Origin of the sequence: Pseudoalteromonas sp. MER144-MNA-CIBAN-0113 (assembly GCF_040308965.1) — a bacterium.
Classification (GTDB): domain Bacteria; phylum Pseudomonadota; class Gammaproteobacteria; order Enterobacterales; family Alteromonadaceae; genus Pseudoalteromonas; species Pseudoalteromonas tetraodonis.
Genome location: NZ_JBEOOG010000080.1, coordinates 1 through 17,245 on the forward strand (window position 1 = coordinate 1; position 17,245 = coordinate 17,245).

The following is a 17,245-nucleotide window of genomic DNA, read 5'->3' on the forward strand; positions in this document are numbered from 1 at the left end:
GTTTTACCGTGGTCAACGTGGCCGATTGTACCAACGTTTACGTGCGGTTTTACGCGTTCAAACTTTTCTTTTGCCATCTTAAAAAATTCCTAATAAAGAAATTAAAGCCTGACTCAGTATTGAGCCAGACAAGCTAAAATCATATAACAGCGCGAGCTGAAATTATTGTATCTGCAACCTGTTTAGAGGCTTCAGCGTACTTCAAAAACTCCATAGAGTATGAGGCACGGCCCTGTGTTGCAGATCGTAAAGCAGTCGCATAACCAAACATTTCAGATAACGGAACCTGAGCATTAATTTGCTTAAGTCCACCAAGTGCATCTTCCATACCTTCGATCATGCCGCGACGACGGTTTAGGTCGCCAACTACATCACCCATGTTTGCTTCAGGAGTGAGTACTTCAACCTTCATTACTGGCTCTAATAAAGCAGGGTTTGCATCTAGCGCACCTTGCTTCATGGCGAGTGAACCTGCTATTTTAAATGCCATTTCATTCGAATCTACATCATGGAATGAACCATCATATAAAGTCGCTTTCACGCCAAGTAATGGGTAGCCTGCCAGTACACCTTGAGCCATTTGCTCTTGGATACCTTTGTCTACCGCAGGGATGTATTCTTTCGGAACTGACCCACCTACGGTTTCGTTAACGAACTCGTAAATTGGGGCTTCATCATCCGAAATATCCATCGGTTCAAGTTTAAGCCAGACGTGACCATATTGACCACGACCACCTGATTGACGTATAAACTTCCCTTCAACTTCAACAGTTGAACGAATAGCTTCTCGGTATGCAACCTGCGGCTTACCAACGTTACATTCAACACTGAATTCACGTTTCATACGGTCGACAATGATATCAAGGTGAAGTTCACCCATGCCAGAGATAATCGTCTGGCCTGATTCTTCGTCAGTTTGTACGCGGAAAGATGGATCTTCTGCCGCTAGTTTACCTAGCGCGATACCCATTTTATCCTGGTCAGCGATTGTGCGAGGCTCAACCGCAACAGAGATAACTGGTTCTGGGAATTCCATACGCTCTAGCGTAATAATAGAATTCGGATCACACAGTGTCTCGCCTGTTGTTACGTCTTTGAGACCAATAGCCGCCGCGATGTCGCCTGCGTAGACTTCTTTGATCTCTTCACGTGAGTTTGAATGCATCTGAACGATACGACCAAGACGCTCACGCTTACTTTTTACTGGGTTATATACCGCGTCACCCTGTTTAACAGTACCAGAGTAAACACGGAAAAAGGTCAAGGTGCCAACAAACGGGTCTGTTGCAATCTTAAAAGCAAGTGCAGCAAACGGCGCTTTATCATCAGCAGGACGCTCTTCCTCGGTACCATCTTCGAGGATACCTTGGATTTGTTTCACTTGTGTGGGTGATGGCATATATTCAACAACGCAATCAAGCACAGCTTGAACGCCTTTGTTTTTAAATGCACTACCACAGGTCATGGGAACAATTTCGTTCGCTAATGTGCGTTGACGCAAAGCATTTTTAATTTCTGCTTCGCTTAACTCTTCACCTTCTAAGTATTTATCCATTAGTTCTTCAGAGGCTTCAGCAGCGCTTTCAACTAAATGAGAGCGCCATTCTTCAGCTAAATCCTGAAGTTCTGCCGGTATTGCCTCATAAGAGAAAGTCATACCCTGGTCTTCATCATTCCAGTTAATGGCTTTCATTTTAATAAGGTCAATAACACCTTTAAAGTCGTCTTCAGCGCCAATTGGCAGCTGGACTGGAACAGGCGTTGCTCCAAGACGAGATTTCACCTGGCCGACAACCGTTAAGAAGTCAGCGCCCGTGCGATCCATTTTATTTACGAAGATCATTCTCGGAACTTCGTATTTGTTCGCTTGACGCCAAACTGTCTCAGTTTGCGGCTGTACACCAGATGAAGCACAAAGAACAACTACCGCACCATCTAGTACACGTAAAGAACGCTCTACTTCGATAGTGAAATCTACGTGTCCTGGGGTATCAATAATATTGATGCGATGGTCGTCAAATTGCGCGTCCATCCCTTTCCAGAAACACGTTGTTGCAGCAGAAGTGATTGTGATACCACGCTCTTGTTCCTGCTCCATCCAATCCATAGTTGCGGCGCCATCATGTACTTCACCGATCTTATGAGAAAGACCTGTGTAGAACAGAACACGTTCTGTTGTGGTGGTTTTGCCTGCATCTACGTGAGCACAAATACCGATATTGCGGTAACGCTCAAGTGGAGTTGTACGTGCCATAAAATCCTCTTAAAGGTTAAGGACAGATTACCAACGGTAATGAGCGAATGCTTTATTCGCTTCAGCCATACGGTGAACGTCTTCACGTTTCTTAACCGCAGTGCCTTTGTTGTCAGCAGCGTCAACGATTTCTTGAGCTAAACGTAAGCCCATAGATTTTTCGCCACGCTTACGTGCAGCGTCTACTAACCAACGCATACCTAATGCGTTGCGACGTACTGGACGTACTTCAACTGGTACTTGATAAGTTGAACCACCAACACGGCGAGATTTAACCTCTACCTGTGGACGGATGTTATCAAGTGCAGTTTCAAAGATTTCTAGGTGCGACTTGCCTGATTTCTCAGCAGCCACGTCTAGCGCACCATAAACGATTTTTTCAGCAGTAGATTTCTTGCCGTCTAACATTACGATGTTAACGAACTTAGCAAGAAGTTCCGATCCGAACTTAGGATCTGGAAGAATTTTACGTTGACCTATTACGCGTCTTCTAGGCATTTTGTATCTCCGGTTTATTCAGGTTTGCTCTTTCGAGTCAATCACCCAAAACAATAATTAATAATATTTAGTGCTTGGCCTTACTAACGGAAAACAATTAGCCTTTAGGGCGTTTTGCACCGTATTTAGAACGAGCTTGACGACGGTCGCTAACGCCTGCACAGTCAAGTGCACCACGTACAGTGTGAAAACGCACACCTGGTAAATCTTTAACACGACCACCACGGATTAGGATTACACTGTGCTCTTGAAGGTTATGACCTTCACCACCGATGTATGAAGTTACTTCGAAACCGTTAGTTAAACGTACACGAGCTACTTTACGTAACGCCGAGTTTGGTTTCTTAGGTGTAGTTGTATATACGCGAGTACATACACCACGCTTTTGCGGACACGCTTTAAGCGCAGCTGAGTTACTTTTAGTAACCTTGCTACGACGTGGCTTACGCACTAGCTGGTTAATAGTTGCCATTTAAATAGCTCCTGAAATTAAAATTACTACTGAAAAAAATAAAAAATCCGCCCTTGTTTTACCAGCATGTTTTAAACGTGCAAGTAAATGGGTGGCGGAATTTTAATGAGCAAAGATTGACCTGTCAACCTAAACCGCTCACAAGGCAGTAGATAACTGCCTTGTGAAACTCTAATCTATTGATTAGATTCGGTTTATTGATTTCCAGATAAATCCGCGTTTAAAGCATCAGTGAGTGCTTGAGTTGCCTCTTCCGCACTTACCGTTTGCTCTTCAACAACGTCTTTTTGCTTACGACGAGCCATACGCTCTTGATGATACGCAAAACCGGTACCGGCTGGGATCAATCGACCCACAATTACGTTTTCTTTCAGACCGCGTAGTTCATCGCTCTTACCATTTACAGCGGCTTCTGTTAGGACACGAGTTGTCTCCTGGAACGAGGCTGCTGAGATGAAAGATTCTGTCGCTAGTGATGCTTTTGTGATACCCATTAACTGGATTTCAAACTTAGCTGGGATCTTACCTTGAGCTTCAAGGTCGCGGTTTGCGATATTAACGCGTGCCACTTCAATTTGCTCACCGGCTAAGAACTCAGTATCACCACCGTCTAGAATGATACATTTACGTAGCATTTGACGAATAATAGTTTCAATGTGCTTATCATTGATCTTAACGCCCTGCAAACGGTAAACCTCTTGCACTTCGTTAACAATGTAATTAGCAACATGAGTCACACCACGTAGGCGTAAGATGTCATGCGGTGATTCTGGACCATCGGCGATAACTTCACCTTTAGACACTTGTTCACCTTCAAACACGTTAAGTTGACGCCACTTAGGAATCATTTCTTCGTAATGATCGCCTTCAGCTGGTGTAATAACTAAACGTTTCTTACCTTTAGTCTCTTTACCGAAGCTAATCGTACCGGTGATTTCAGCTAAGATAGCTGGATCTTTCGGCTTACGTGCTTCAAATAAGTCGGCTACGCGTGGTAGACCACCCGTGATATCACGAGTTTTCGAACCTTCTTGCGGAATACGTGCTAACACGTCACCTGGGTTTGCAGTCGCGCCGTCTGTTACTTCAATCGTAGTGAATGAAGGAAGACGCGTTTCTTGCAAGCCACGCTCATCACTTTCAATGATAAGCTTTGGTTCTTTCGCATTCGCTTTAGCAAGATCTTTAACAACTACACGAGTTAAACCCGTTAGTTCGTCAGTCTGTGCTTCAGTGTTTGAATCATCGATATCGCTGAACGATACTTTTGATTTATGCTCAAGAACGATTGGGTGACTATGCGGGTCCCAAGTAGCAACGATGTCGTTACCTTGAACTTCTGCATTGTCTTGCACTGTTAATACCGCACCGTAAGGTACTTTATAACGCTCTTTCTCACGACCATAGCTATCAATGATAGTGATCTCGGTAGAACGAGAGGTAATAACAATCTTACCGTCTGTATTTAATACATATTTAGCGTTGTGAAGTTTTAATGTACCGTTTGTTTTAACTTGTACATTATTTTCAGCAGACGCTCTTGATGCCGCACCACCGATGTGGAAGGTACGCATCGTAAGCTGTGTACCCGGCTCACCGATTGACTGTGCCGCGATAACACCTACTGATTCACCCGCGTTGATGATATGACCACGTGCAAGGTCACGACCATAACACTTAGCACATACACCAAAGTCGTTATCACAAGTGATAACTGAACGTACGCGAACTTCATCAACTGAGTGCTCTTCTAAAAGGTCACACAGTTTTTCGTCAAGCATGATGTTACGTTCAACAAGTACTGTATTAGTACCTGGTATTACAACATCTTCAGCAACAACACGACCTAGTACACGTTCGCGAAGTGCTTCTACAACGTCACCACCTTCAATTAGCGGTTTCATTGTTAAGCCATCTTCTGTGCCACAATCGTCTTCATTGATTACCAAATCTTGTGCAACGTCTACTAGACGACGCGTTAGGTAACCCGAGTTCGCTGTTTTCAGTGCTGTATCGGCAAGACCTTTACGCGCACCGTGCGTTGAGATGAAGTACTGAAGTACGTTTAGACCTTCACGGAAGTTAGCGGTGATTGGCGTCTCGATGATTGAACCATCTGGACGTGCCATTAGACCACGCATACCTGCTAGCTGACGGATCTGAGCGGCACTACCACGAGCACCTGAGTCGGCCATCATAAACACTGAGTTAAATGACGGTTGCTCTACTTCTTCACCTTTTGCATTGATAACCGTGTCTTTTGACAAGTTGGCCATCATTTCACGTGATAAGTTTTCATTTACACGTGACCAGATATCGATAACTTTGTTGTACTTTTCACCAGCCGTTACAAGACCTGATTGGAATTGTTGGTTGATTTCAGTTACTTCAGCTTCAGCTGATTCAATGATTGCTGCTTTAACTGGTGGGATAACTAAGTCATCGATACCAATTGAAACACCAGACTTCATTGCATAGTGGAAACCGGTGTACATGATTTGGTCAGCAAACATAACTGTGTCTTTTAGACCAAGACGACGGTAACACTCATTAATTAAGCCAGAAATCTGCTTTTTACCTAGGGCTTGGTTGATTGACTCATACGGCATGCCTTTTGGTAAAATTAAAGACAGAATCGCACGACCAACAGTAGTATCAATTACGGTTACAGTGTCTTCAACAACACCTTCTTCGTTTTTAACTGATTGGCTAATACGTACTTTCACGATAGCGTGAAGGTCGGCATTACCACTACGGTATGCTTTTTCTGCTTCTTTAGGATCTTTAAATACGGCGCCTTCGCCTTTCGCGTTAATACGATCACGCGTCATGTAATAAAGACCTAATACAACGTCCTGTGAAGGAACGATGATTGGCTCACCATTAGCAGGCGATAAGATGTTGTTTGTAGACATCATTAACGCGCGAGCTTCAAGTTGCGCTTCAATTGTTAGCGGTACGTGTACCGCCATTTGGTCACCATCGAAATCGGCGTTGTACGCCGCACATACTAATGGGTGCAAATGAATCGCTTTACCTTCGATAAGCACAGGTTCAAACGCTTGGATACCCAAACGGTGAAGTGTTGGTGCACGGTTAAGCAATACTGGATGTTCACGAATTACTTCGTCTAGTACATCCCATACTTCCGCTACTTCACGCTCAACCATCTTTTTAGCAGCTTTGATTGTCGTAGCCATGCCGCGACGCTCTAATTTGCCATAGATGAATGGTTTGAAAAGCTCTAATGCCATCTTCTTAGGAAGACCACACTGATGAAGCTTAAGTGTAGGACCAACCGTGATTACAGAACGGCCAGAGTAATCTACACGCTTACCAAGTAAGTTCTGACGGAAACGACCTTGCTTACCTTTGATCATATCAGCAAGCGATTTAAGAGGACGTTTGTTAGAACCTGTAATTGCACGACCACGACGACCGTTATCAAGTAGCGCATCGACCGCTTCTTGTAACATACGTTTTTCGTTGCGTACGATAATATCTGGTGCAGCTAAATCTAGTAGACGCTTAAGACGGTTATTACGGTTAATAACACGACGGTAAAGGTCATTTAGATCAGATGTCGCAAAACGACCACCGTCTAGTGGCACTAATGGGCGTAAGTCAGGTGGCAATACTGGAAGTACTGTCATGATCATCCACTCAGGGTTATTACCTGATTGGTGGAACGATTCCATTAACTTAAGACGTTTAGTGATCTTTTTACGCTTAGTTTCAGAGTTAATTGTTGGTAACTCTTCACGCATTTCTGCAATTAATTGAGCAAGATCGAGTTCACGCAGTAAGTCTAATACTGCTTCAGCACCCATCTTCGCTTCAAATTCATCACCGTGCTCTTCAAGTGCATCTAGGTATTCTTCTTCACCTAATAGCTGACCACGCTCAAGCGTTGTCATGCCAGGCTCAGTTACTACGAATGATTCGAAGTAAAGAACACGTTCAATATCACGAAGCGTCATATCAAGCATTAAGCCGATACGTGACGGTAATGATTTTAAAAACCATATATGCGCAACTGGACTTGCCAGTTCTATATGACCCATACGGTCACGACGCACTTTAGTGAGTGTTACTTCAACGCCACACTTTTCACAGATCACACCACGGTGTTTAAGGCGTTTATATTTACCACATAAACACTCATAATCTTTCACTGGGCCGAAAATACGGGCACAGAATAAGCCATCGCGCTCAGGCTTGAAAGTACGGTAGTTAATAGTCTCAGGTTTCTTTACTTCACCGTATGACCATGAACGAACCATGTCTGGTGAAGCAAGACCAATGCGAATTGCATCGAATTCTTCGGTCTTATTTTGTTGCTTCAGAAACTTAAGTAAGTCTTTCACCTTAGCTCTCCTGTCGGAGTTAATCTTGAGGACGGATGTTCTCGTCCCTACATTCTATTCAGCCATAACAGATGCTGCAGCGCTAACTGCAGCATCTAATTGGCTTAATTTTCTTCCAACTCGATGTTGATACCCAGTGAGCGGATTTCTTTCAACAATACGTTGAACGATTCTGGCATACCTGGTTCCATTTTATGGTTACCATCAACGATGTTTTTATACATCTTAGTACGACCGTTCACGTCATCCGATTTCACTGTTAGCATTTCTTGTAGCGTGTAAGCAGCACCGTAAGCTTCAAGTGCCCATACTTCCATCTCACCAAAACGCTGGCCACCGAACTGTGCTTTACCACCCAGCGGCTGCTGAGTAACAAGGCTGTAAGAACCAGTAGAACGTGCGTGCATCTTATCGTCAACCAAGTGGTTAAGTTTAAGCATGTACATGTAACCTACAGTTACTTGACGTTCAAACTGATCGCCAGTACGGCCATCATAAAGTGTAACCTGACCACTTCTAGGGTAGCCGCCTAGCTCTAGCATGTCTTTGATTTCGCTTTCTTTCGCGCCATCAAATGCAGGAGTAGCAATCGGTAAACCACCTTTCAAGTTTTCAGCTAAACGACGAATTTCGTCATCAGAGAAACTAGCAATATCCACAACCTGACGAGACTCACCGATCTCATAAGCTTGTTTGATGAATTCGCGTAACTCATGAAGCTCGCGTTGTTCTTTCATCATTTCTTCTAAGCGCTCACCAATACCACGTGCAGCTAGACCCATATGTGTTTCAAGGATCTGACCGATGTTCATACGTGATGGTACACCTAGTGGATTTAGTACGATATCTACCGTACGACCTTTGTCATCGTATGGCATATCTTCTACTGGTACGATAGTCGAGATAACACCTTTGTTACCGTGACGACCCGCCATTTTATCACCCGGTTGGATACGACGTTTAACAGCTAGGTATACTTTAACAATCTTAAGTACGCCTGGTGCTAAGTCATCACCTTGGGTAATTTTACGACGTTTGTTTTCAAACTTCTTATCGTATTCAGCTTTAAGCTCATCGTACTGTGCAGCTAGTTGCTCAAGTTCAGCTTGCTTGTCTTCTTCAGCAAGGCTTTGAGTTAGTAACTTTTCAGCATTCAGTGACGCTAAGTTGTCCTCATCGAAACCAGCTGCCACAAGTAACTTGCGTGCACGGTCTAAAACACCGGCTTCTAAAATACGGAACTCTTCGTTGAAGTCTTTCTTCGCTTCGCGAAGCTGCATGTCTTCAACTTCTAACGCACGTTTATCTTTTTCAACACCATCACGGGTGAAAACTTGTACGTCGATTACAGTACCGGTTACAGAGTTTGGTACACGTAAAGAGCTGTCTTTAACGTCAGACGCTTTCTCACCGAAGATAGCACGTAGTAGCTTTTCTTCTGGTGTTAATTGCGTTTCGCCTTTCGGAGTCACTTTACCTACTAGGATATCGCCGCCTTTAACTTCAGCACCAATATATACAACACCTGATTCATCAAGCTTGCCTAGTGCAGATTCACCCACGTTCGGGATATCTGCTGTGATCTCTTCTGAGCCTAATTTAGTATCACGGGCAATACACTGTAGTTCTTGAATATGAATAGTCGTTAGACGATCTTCTTCAACTACGCGCTCTGATAGTAAGATTGAATCCTCGAAGTTGTAACCGTTCCATGGCATGAATGCCACGCGAAGGTTTTGACCAAGGGCTAAGTCACCTAAGTCAGTCGAAGGACCATCTGCTAACACATCGCCACGAGTAACCGGTTCACCAACCATGCATGTTGGTTTTTGGTTAATACATGTATTTTGGTTAGAACGTGTGTACTTGGTTAAGTTGTAGATGTCGATGCCCGCTTCACCAGGAATGCGTTCTTCTTCATGTACATTAACAACGATGCGACTTGCGTCAGCATACATTACTTCACCACCACGTTTTGCAACAATCGTTACACCAGAGTCTTTCGCTAGTGTTAACTCAATACCAGTACCTACTAACGGTTTGTCCGCTTTCAATGTTGGTACTGCTTGACGTTGCATGTTTGAACCCATCAATGCACGGTTAGCATCATCGTGTTCTAGGAACGGGATAAGTGCGGCCGCTACAGAGATCACCTGTTGTGGTGATACATCCATATATTGTTGGTCCATGCGACCCATAAAGGTTGATTCACCTTTGTGACGACATGGAATAAGTTCATCTACAAACTCATTGGTTTCAGTTAAGTTTGAGTTCGCCTGTGCGATAACAAACTGACCTTCTTCAATGGCTGAAAGGTAATCAACTTCATCAGTTACTACACCGTCTACCACTTTGCGGTAAGGTGTTTCTAAGAAACCGTAGTCATTGGTACGTGCATACGTAGACAATGAGTTAATTAGACCGATGTTTGGACCCTCAGGAGTCTCGATTGGACATACACGACCGTAGTGAGTTACGTGAACGTCACGTACTTCAAAGCCAGCACGCTCACGAGTTAGACCGCCCGGACCTAATGCAGAAATACGACGCTTGTGCGTTACTTCTGATAGCGGGTTATTTTGGTCCATAAACTGTGATAACTGAGACGAGCCGAAGAACTCTTTAACTGCTGCCGAAATAGGCTTAGCATTAATAAGATCTTGTGGCATGATCGCGTCTAGGTCACCTAAGCTTAAACGCTCACGTACAGCACGTTCTACACGTACTAAACCTACACGGAATTGGTTCTCAGCCATTTCGCCAACACTACGTATACGACGGTTGCCTAAGTGGTCTATATCATCAACATCGCCAACACCGTTACGAATAGCAATCAATACTTTCATAACCGCTACGATGTCTTCTTTGCTTAATGTGCCAGGGCCTGTGTCTGAATCGTAACCAACACGGCTATTGAACTTCATACGACCTACTGTTGATAAGTCATAGCGTTCTTCTGAGAAGAATAAGTTCTCAAATAAGGCTTCAGCCGCGTCTTTCGTCGGTGGCTCGCCTGGGCGCATCATGCGATAAATTTCTACTAGTGCTTCTAAACGGTTGCTTGACGAGTCAATGTTTAATGTATTTGACATGTAAGCGCCGCTATCCACTTCATTGATATATAATGTATCAATAGTAGTGTGACCTGCTTTAACCAATTCAGCCATCATTTCAAGCGTTAGCTCGTCATTTGCAGTCGCGATGATTTCACCTGTTGACTCATCAACATAGTTCTTCGCTAATACACGGCCAATGATGTACTCATGTGGTACTTCTAATTGATTAATGCCTTTTTTCTCGATGCTCTTGATGTGGCGAGCCGTAACACGACGACCGCTTTCAACAAGGACTTCACCGTCTTCGCTCTTGATATCAAAAGCGGCAGTTTCACCACGTAAACGTGAAGGTACAAGTTCCATAAGAACTTTACCGTCAGCAATTTCAAACGCAGTAGTATCGAAGAAGATATCTAGGATTTCTTCACTCGTGTACTCAAGTGCACGTAAGATGATAGACGCCGGTAATTTACGACGACGGTCAATACGTACATATAAGTTATCTTTTGCATCAAATTCGAAGTCTAACCATGAACCACGGTAAGGAATTACGCGTGCGTTATAAAGCACTTTACCTGACGAGTGAGTTTTACCGCGGTCGTTATCAAAGAATACACCAGGGCTACGGTGTAGCTGAGAAACGATAACACGCTCTGTACCATTGATTACAAAAGTACCGGTATCGGTCATGAGCGGAATTTCGCCCATGTAAACTTCTTGCTCTTTAATGTCTTTAACTGTGCCTGGAGCTTCTTTGTCCATTACTACAAGACGCAGTTTCACGCGAAGTGGAGCAGAATAAGTCACACCGCGAATTTGACATTCTTTTACATCGAATACTGGCTCACCAATACGATAACTTACGTATTGAAGCTCAGAATTTCCCGAGTAGCTTTTAATTGGGAACACAGAACGGAAGGCAGCTTCCAAACCATGATCGCCATCAGCGTCCGGGACTAAGAATTTTTTAAACGATTCTAACTGCGTCGACAGTAAGAAAGGTATATCCAAAACTTGTGGACGTTTACCAAAATCCTTACGGATACGTTTCTTTTCAGAATAAGAGTAAGCCATGGGGTTCCTCAGCTTGCTGATCTTTGACCCGACCTGTTCTTGTAAGAACAGACTTAACTGGCATCTATGCCAAGATGTACAACATTTAACTGTTGTTCCAACTTAATCCCACCTCAACACTAGCAAACTATAAAGCGTTGAAATTAAAGAATAAATCAGATTTTATTTGCGCTATAAGAATAGTCGCTCTATAGCGCAAAAAGGCCGGTGATTAAATAATCACCAGCCCTTGCCTGATTTCTCAGGCAGCGAACCTAGCAAAAGCTAGATTACTTAACCTCAACTTCAGCACCAGCTTCAGTAAGTTCTTTAGCAAGAGCTTCAGCTTCTTCCTTAGAAATACCTTCTTTAACTGGAGTTGGAGCAGCTTCAACAAGTGCTTTAGCTTCTTTTAAGCCAAGACCAGTTGCGCCACGAACAGCTTTGATTGCCGCAACTTTATTAGCGCCAGCGCCAGTAAGGATTACGTCAAATTCTGTTTTCTCTTCAGCAGCTTCAGCAGCAGGACCTGCTACCATAGCAGCTGCAGCAGTTACGCCGAATTTTTCTTCCATTGCTTCAACTAGAGCAACAACGTCCATTACTGACATTTCAGCAATTGCGTCAAGGATTTGGTCTTTAGTTACAGACATTACAAATTTCCTAATAATTAACGGACTCTAAGGTCCAAATAAATTTACACCGAAAGGGATTAAACAACTTAAAATTAAGCAGCTTGCTCTTCTTTCTGTACACGTACTGCTTCAATTGTTTTACACAATTTGCCAGCAGACGCTTCTTTCATAGCGCTCATTAAGCGTGCAACAGCTTCGTCGTATGTAGGTAGAGTTGCAAGCATAGCTGCGTCTACTACATTACCTTCAAAAGCGGCCATCTTAAGTTCGAAATGCTCATTCTTTTTCGCGAAATCTGAGAAGATACGCGCAGCAGCACCTGGGTGCTCTGATGAGAAAGCGATTAAGCTTGGACCAACTAATGAGTCAGAAAGGCACTCAAACTCTGTACCTTCAAAAGCACGTTTTGCTAAAGTGTTACGGACAACTTTCATCCAAACACCATTTGCACGAGCTTCTTTACGAAGGGCAGTGATTGCACCAACTGTTACACCACGAGAATCTGCAACAACTGCAGAAAGAGCACCATTGGCTGCTTCGTTGACTTCAGCAACAATTGCTTTTTTGCCTTGAAGATTTAAAGCCATGGGTGTTACTCCTGGTTTAATGGGTTACCGTTTATCGGCTTCCCTGTTTTACTCTTCCCCATCAATAAAGATGGAGATGCTTTTTACGGCGAGAGCCAGAAGATTAGGAAAAATCTATCTGGGGATTCACACCGTCTACGTAGGTAACATTAAGGCCGAAGCCGCCTACGGTCTTGGACGGAAGCCCAATTTATCGCGTTGCCCAAAGGCGCTTCGAAATTATGGACTTCAACCCGAATTCTTTACTTTGCGATTAACTAAATTAATCAACAAAATGGCGCAAAATTATAGTACAAATTTCACGCCATGTAAACACTCAATTAAGCAACAACTGTGCTTAAAGTGCTTTGGTCAACAGAAACACCTGCGCCCATTGTTGTAGAGATAGTTACTTTCTTCAAGTAAACACCTTTAGCTTGAGAAGGTTTAGCCTTCTTAAGCGCAACAATTAGAGCTTCAAGGTTTTGTTGTAACTGCTCAGCAGTGAAATCAACCTTACCAATCGTAGTATGGATGATACCATTTTTGTCATTGCGGTAACGCACTTGACCTGCTTTCGCATTTTTAACTGCTTCTGCAACGTTAGGTGTTACAGTACCAGTTTTAGGGTTTGGCATTAGACCACGTGGGCCTAAGATTTGACCTAGTTGACCAACAACACGCATAGCGTCTGGTGATGCAACAACAACGTCAAAATTCATCTCGCCTTTCTTAACTAGTTCAGCAAGATCTTCCATGCCTACTAATTCAGCACCGGCTTCTTTTGCAGCTTCTGCATTAGCGCCTTGAGTGAATACAGCAACACGAACATCACGGCCAGTACCGTTAGGTAGTACAGTCGCACCACGAACGTTTTGATCAGATTTACGAGCATCGATACCAAGGTTAACAGCAACGTCAACACTTTCTACGAATTTAGCTGTCGCTAATTCTTTTAAAAGAGCAACTGCTTCGTTAATTTCGTAATCTTTAGTTACTTCCACTTTTTCGCGGATAGTACGCATACGTTTAGTTAATTTAGCCATTATCTTAGTCCTCTACGTTCAAGCCCATCGCACGCGCAGAACCTGCGATAGTGCGAACCGCAGCTTCTAAATCAGAAGCTGTAAGGTCTGGTTTCTTTGTCTCAACGATTTCTTCAAGTTGAGCACGAGTTACTGTGCCTACTTTTTCAGTGTTAGGACGGCCTGAACCAGATTTGATACCTGCAGCTTTCTTAAGTAAGTAAGCAGCCGGTGGCGTTTTCATGTCGAACGTAAATGAACGGTCGCCGTAAACAGAGATCACTACAGGAACTGGAGCGCCTTTTTCGATAGATTCTGTACGTGCGTTGAACGCTTTACAGAATTCCATGATGTTTACACCGTGTTGACCTAGTGCTGGACCTACTGGAGGACTAGGGTTAGCCATACCAGCAGCAACTTGTAGCTTGATTAGAGCTTCAACTTTCTTAGCCATTATAAATACCTCATTAGGTGGGTCTTAGCCTTGTGCGCGCGAGGACGCGTACTCTAGCGGCTTCCCAGTTTAAAAATTGGTTTCTCACTTTTTAGTAAACAGTTAAACAAACGTTTTCCCTGAATACAAAAAGGCCGCTGATTATAAGTTAATCAGCGGCCTTTTTCAAGCTTCGTGCCAAAAATTAAGAAACTTTTAACACAACGCTTTAAATCAATTACTTATCTTGTTCAACTTGACCAAACTCAAGTTCAACTGGCGTAGAACGACCAAAAATAAGTACCGATACTTTTACACGGCTCTTTTCGTAGTCAACTTCTTCAACCACACCACTAAAGTCAGCAAATGGACCATCAGTAACACGAACCACTTCACCTGGTTCAAATAATGTTGCTGGTTTAGGCGCTTCAGCGTTTTCTTGTAGGCGATTAAGAATGCGATCAGCTTCTTTAGAACTAATTGGTGCAGGACGGTCTGATGTGCCACCAATAAAGCCCATAACACGTTCAGTGCTATTTACTAAGTGCCAGCTTGCATCGTTCATATCCATTTGTACTAGTACGTAACCTGGGAAGAATTTACGCTCAGACTTACGCTTTTGACCAGCACGCATCTCAACTACTTCTTCAGTAGGAACTAATACTTCACCAAAGCTATCTTCTAGGCCTTTGATTTTAATGTGCTCTAATAATGTTTGAGCAACACGCTTCTCATAACCTGAGAAAGCTTGTACTACGTACCAACGTAGTTTCTTTTCGTTATTCTCATCCGACATGGGATCAGATCTCCAATCCAGTTAAAAAGCCTACAGCGCGGAATAAAATGCCATCTAATCCCCAAAGGATAAGTGCCATAATCACTGTTGCAACCATTACGATTAATGTCGTGTGCGTTGTTTCTTGACGCGTTGGCCAAATTACTTTGCGTACTTCAATACGCGCTTCTTTAGCAAAAGCAAGGAAAGTACGTCCCTTAAAAGTTTGCGAAGCAATAGCTAAACCCGCCGCTATTGCAACCACAACGCCAATAGCACGTAGTAATACAGACTGATCTGCAAACATATGATTACCAACGACTGCGCCTGCAAGTAGCGCAATTGCTACTAACCACTTTACTGACTCCATCCCACTTGATGGTGTTTCTATATTCGTGCTCATAATATTATTACCTTAACTACAGACACAACAACCCTGCACGTCGACAGGGTTAATCCATTAAAATCTAAACTTAAAAACAAGCTTACTCAAACCGATTTTTAGTTCTAGACTTTATTCACTTTGTAAAAATTGGCAGGGGCGGAGAGATTCGAACTCCCAACCGTCGGTTTTGGAGACCGCTGTTCTACCAATTGGAACTACGCCCCTGCAAAGTGGATGCCTATTATACTTACGCAATTCATTAACACAAGAGTAAAAAGATACCCATAACTTAAAATCTCATTGGCCACACTCAAAATCAAACTTAACATTAATAAAAAAGCAGTTTATGATTGTTTCACTTTTAGGAATATTAATAGCACAAGGAAGCGGGTGCATTTACTTCATACACTTTACAAAATCGTGATTCTAAGCGTTTTATGCTTATTTCACAGTGCACTCATCGCGCGCGCTATTCACTTAGATACATACTCTAGTGAACAGGGGTTATCGCAAAATTCGATTACTTGCAGTATCACTGACAAGCAAGGGTTTCACTGGTTTTCGACACAAGGCGGTCTTAATCGCTTTGATGGTTATGAGTTTAAACGCTTCAAGTCTCACCCTACTGAGGCTAGTATTTCAGGAAATTGGGTCACCGATTGTCTTGCTGGCGACCCCCATGCTATCTGGTTTTCTACAGCCAGTAATGGTTTAAACTTACTTGACACTCAAACCGGTCAATTTAAGGTTTTTAATACGCAAACTGAGTTGGCTATTACTGATAATCGCATTTGGTCATTGGCTTCAGATAGTCTAAATAATATTTGGTTAGGCCATGAACATGGAAAGTTAACACGATTAAATATAGTCAAGAATGAAGTAGAGTCATTTAGCTATACTAGCCCCGAGCAAGCTAATACAGTCATACAAGATATTGTCATAGATGCTCAACAGAATATCTGGTTAGCGACCAACGAGGGATTAATTAAATTTAACCCCGAGCTAAAAACGTTTAAACACATAGCAAAGAGCCATAAAAATTTATGGCGGTTACACTTAGATACACAAGGGCAGCTATTACTAGCAAGCAAACAAGGCCTTAGCTTATTTATTCCAACAACAGAGGCTTTTGCGGAGTTTGCTCAATTTGCAGATGTATGGATCACCGATATATTAATTGACGACACCGATACCTTGTGGCTTACAAGTTATGGAAAAGGTTTATTTTACAAAACAGAGCAAAGTACATCTAAAAAGAATTTTCAGCACATACCGCACAATAAACAGCAACTAAATGGGCTTGCTAATGATTACCTTTTGTCAGTCTATCAAGACCAGTTCGGTATCATTTGGATTGGTACTGATGGCTATGGCTTGCAACGTTATGATAAAAAGCAAAATCAACTTTCGCATCAACAGCACTTGAGCGATGACGAGACTACTATTAGCCATAATTTTGTTCGCGCTCTACTTAAAGATTCACAAGGTCGGTTATGGGTTGGTACGCGTGATGGCTTAAACAAACAAACCGACACTGGCTTTAAGCGCTATAAAGTTAACTCAAAATTGCAAAGCGGCCTTACTAATAATAATGTATTTAGCCTGCATGAAGATAACCAACAGCGACTTTGGATTGGTACCTATGGCGGTGCGTAATACCATGATGCCGATCGCTCAATACCATTCAAGCCGATCACTTTTTTGTCTGTCAGTAGACCTCAGTAAA

The 17,245-nt window shown here is 43.0% G+C and carries 12 protein-coding genes, 1 tRNA gene and 1 pseudogene; 1 reads left to right on the forward strand and 13 read right to left on the reverse strand.

All coding sequences use genetic code 11. The features are described from left to right. From AAEY57_RS16275 to AAEY57_RS16335, 13 genes and pseudogenes are all read right to left on the reverse strand, one after another. Positions 1-77 (reverse strand): annotated as a pseudogene (locus AAEY57_RS16275) (GTP-binding protein); the annotation flags it as partial. A gap of 62 nt (positions 78-139) precedes the next feature. Further along, entirely contained in the window at positions 140-2,254 is a 2,115-nt protein-coding gene (gene fusA / locus AAEY57_RS16280) for an elongation factor G (RefSeq protein WP_013463850.1), read from the reverse strand. 27 nt (positions 2,255-2,281) lie between these two features. Further along, on the reverse strand, positions 2,282-2,752 hold the full coding sequence (gene rpsG / locus AAEY57_RS16285) for a 30S ribosomal protein S7 (RefSeq protein WP_010392135.1): 471 nt from the start codon (positions 2,750-2,752) through the stop codon (positions 2,282-2,284). Between the two features lie 97 nt (positions 2,753-2,849). Then, positions 2,850-3,224 (reverse strand): 30S ribosomal protein S12, encoded by a 375-nt coding sequence (rpsL, locus tag AAEY57_RS16290; RefSeq protein ID WP_002958885.1) that lies wholly within the window; start codon positions 3,222-3,224, stop codon positions 2,850-2,852. Between the two features lie 194 nt (positions 3,225-3,418). Further along, positions 3,419-7,591 (reverse strand): DNA-directed RNA polymerase subunit beta', encoded by a 4,173-nt coding sequence (rpoC, locus tag AAEY57_RS16295; RefSeq protein ID WP_013463849.1) that lies wholly within the window; start codon positions 7,589-7,591, stop codon positions 3,419-3,421. Between the two features lie 104 nt (positions 7,592-7,695). After that, positions 7,696-11,721 (reverse strand): DNA-directed RNA polymerase subunit beta, encoded by a 4,026-nt coding sequence (gene rpoB, locus AAEY57_RS16300; protein ID WP_024602214.1) that lies wholly within the window; start codon positions 11,719-11,721, stop codon positions 7,696-7,698. 269 nt (positions 11,722-11,990) lie between these two features. Beyond that, positions 11,991-12,353 carry a 50S ribosomal protein L7/L12 gene (gene rplL / locus AAEY57_RS16305; RefSeq protein WP_013463847.1) on the reverse strand — a complete coding sequence of 121 codons (363 nt, stop codon included), beginning with the start codon at positions 12,351-12,353 and terminating at the stop codon, positions 11,991-11,993. Positions 12,354-12,427: 74 nt separating this feature from the next. Further along, positions 12,428-12,922 (reverse strand): 50S ribosomal protein L10, encoded by a 495-nt coding sequence (gene rplJ, locus AAEY57_RS16310; RefSeq protein WP_013463846.1) that lies wholly within the window; start codon positions 12,920-12,922, stop codon positions 12,428-12,430. A 320-nt stretch (positions 12,923-13,242) separates the two neighbouring features. Further along, positions 13,243-13,947, reverse strand: coding sequence for a 50S ribosomal protein L1 (gene rplA / locus AAEY57_RS16315; RefSeq protein WP_013463845.1), 705 nt, complete (start codon positions 13,945-13,947; stop codon positions 13,243-13,245). 4 nt (positions 13,948-13,951) lie between these two features. After that, positions 13,952-14,380, reverse strand: coding sequence for a 50S ribosomal protein L11 (rplK, locus tag AAEY57_RS16320; protein ID WP_008108462.1), 429 nt, complete (start codon positions 14,378-14,380; stop codon positions 13,952-13,954). A 217-nt stretch (positions 14,381-14,597) separates the two neighbouring features. Then, entirely contained in the window at positions 14,598-15,155 is a 558-nt protein-coding gene (gene nusG, locus AAEY57_RS16325) for a transcription termination/antitermination protein NusG (RefSeq protein WP_013463844.1), read from the reverse strand. A gap of 4 nt (positions 15,156-15,159) precedes the next feature. Beyond that, a complete protein-coding gene (gene secE / locus AAEY57_RS16330) occupies positions 15,160-15,537 on the reverse strand; it encodes a preprotein translocase subunit SecE (RefSeq protein ID WP_013463843.1) in 378 nt (125 codons plus the stop codon). A gap of 130 nt (positions 15,538-15,667) precedes the next feature. Further along, positions 15,668-15,744 (reverse strand) — tRNA-Trp (locus AAEY57_RS16335). A gap of 165 nt (positions 15,745-15,909) precedes the next feature. Between AAEY57_RS16335 and AAEY57_RS16340 the strand changes: the two genes are divergently transcribed. Next, positions 15,910-17,175, forward strand: coding sequence for a ligand-binding sensor domain-containing protein (locus AAEY57_RS16340; protein ID WP_350608260.1), 1,266 nt, complete (start codon positions 15,910-15,912; stop codon positions 17,173-17,175). The last annotated feature ends 70 nt before the right edge of the window (positions 17,176-17,245 follow it).

What these genes read in the sequence shown, in the direction of transcription:
- fusA (WP_013463850.1), bottom strand. Translation starts at nt 2,254, where the DNA reads ATGGCACGTACAACTCCACTTGAGCGTTACCGCAATATCGGTATTTGT.
- rpsG (WP_010392135.1), bottom strand. Translation starts at nt 2,752, where the DNA reads ATGCCTAGAAGACGCGTAATAGGTCAACGTAAAATTCTTCCAGATCCT.
- rpsL (WP_002958885.1), bottom strand. Translation starts at nt 3,224, where the DNA reads ATGGCAACTATTAACCAGCTAGTGCGTAAGCCACGTCGTAGCAAGGTT.
- rpoB (WP_024602214.1), bottom strand. Translation starts at nt 11,721, where the DNA reads ATGGCTTACTCTTATTCTGAAAAGAAACGTATCCGTAAGGATTTTGGT.
- rplL (WP_013463847.1), bottom strand. Translation starts at nt 12,353, where the DNA reads ATGTCTGTAACTAAAGACCAAATCCTTGACGCAATTGCTGAAATGTCA.
- rplJ (WP_013463846.1), bottom strand. Translation starts at nt 12,922, where the DNA reads ATGGCTTTAAATCTTCAAGGCAAAAAAGCAATTGTTGCTGAAGTCAAC.
- rplA (WP_013463845.1), bottom strand. Translation starts at nt 13,947, where the DNA reads ATGGCTAAATTAACTAAACGTATGCGTACTATCCGCGAAAAAGTGGAA.
- rplK (WP_008108462.1), bottom strand. Translation starts at nt 14,380, where the DNA reads ATGGCTAAGAAAGTTGAAGCTCTAATCAAGCTACAAGTTGCTGCTGGT.
- nusG (WP_013463844.1), bottom strand. Translation starts at nt 15,155, where the DNA reads ATGTCGGATGAGAATAACGAAAAGAAACTACGTTGGTACGTAGTACAA.
- secE (WP_013463843.1), bottom strand. Translation starts at nt 15,537, where the DNA reads ATGAGCACGAATATAGAAACACCATCAAGTGGGATGGAGTCAGTAAAG.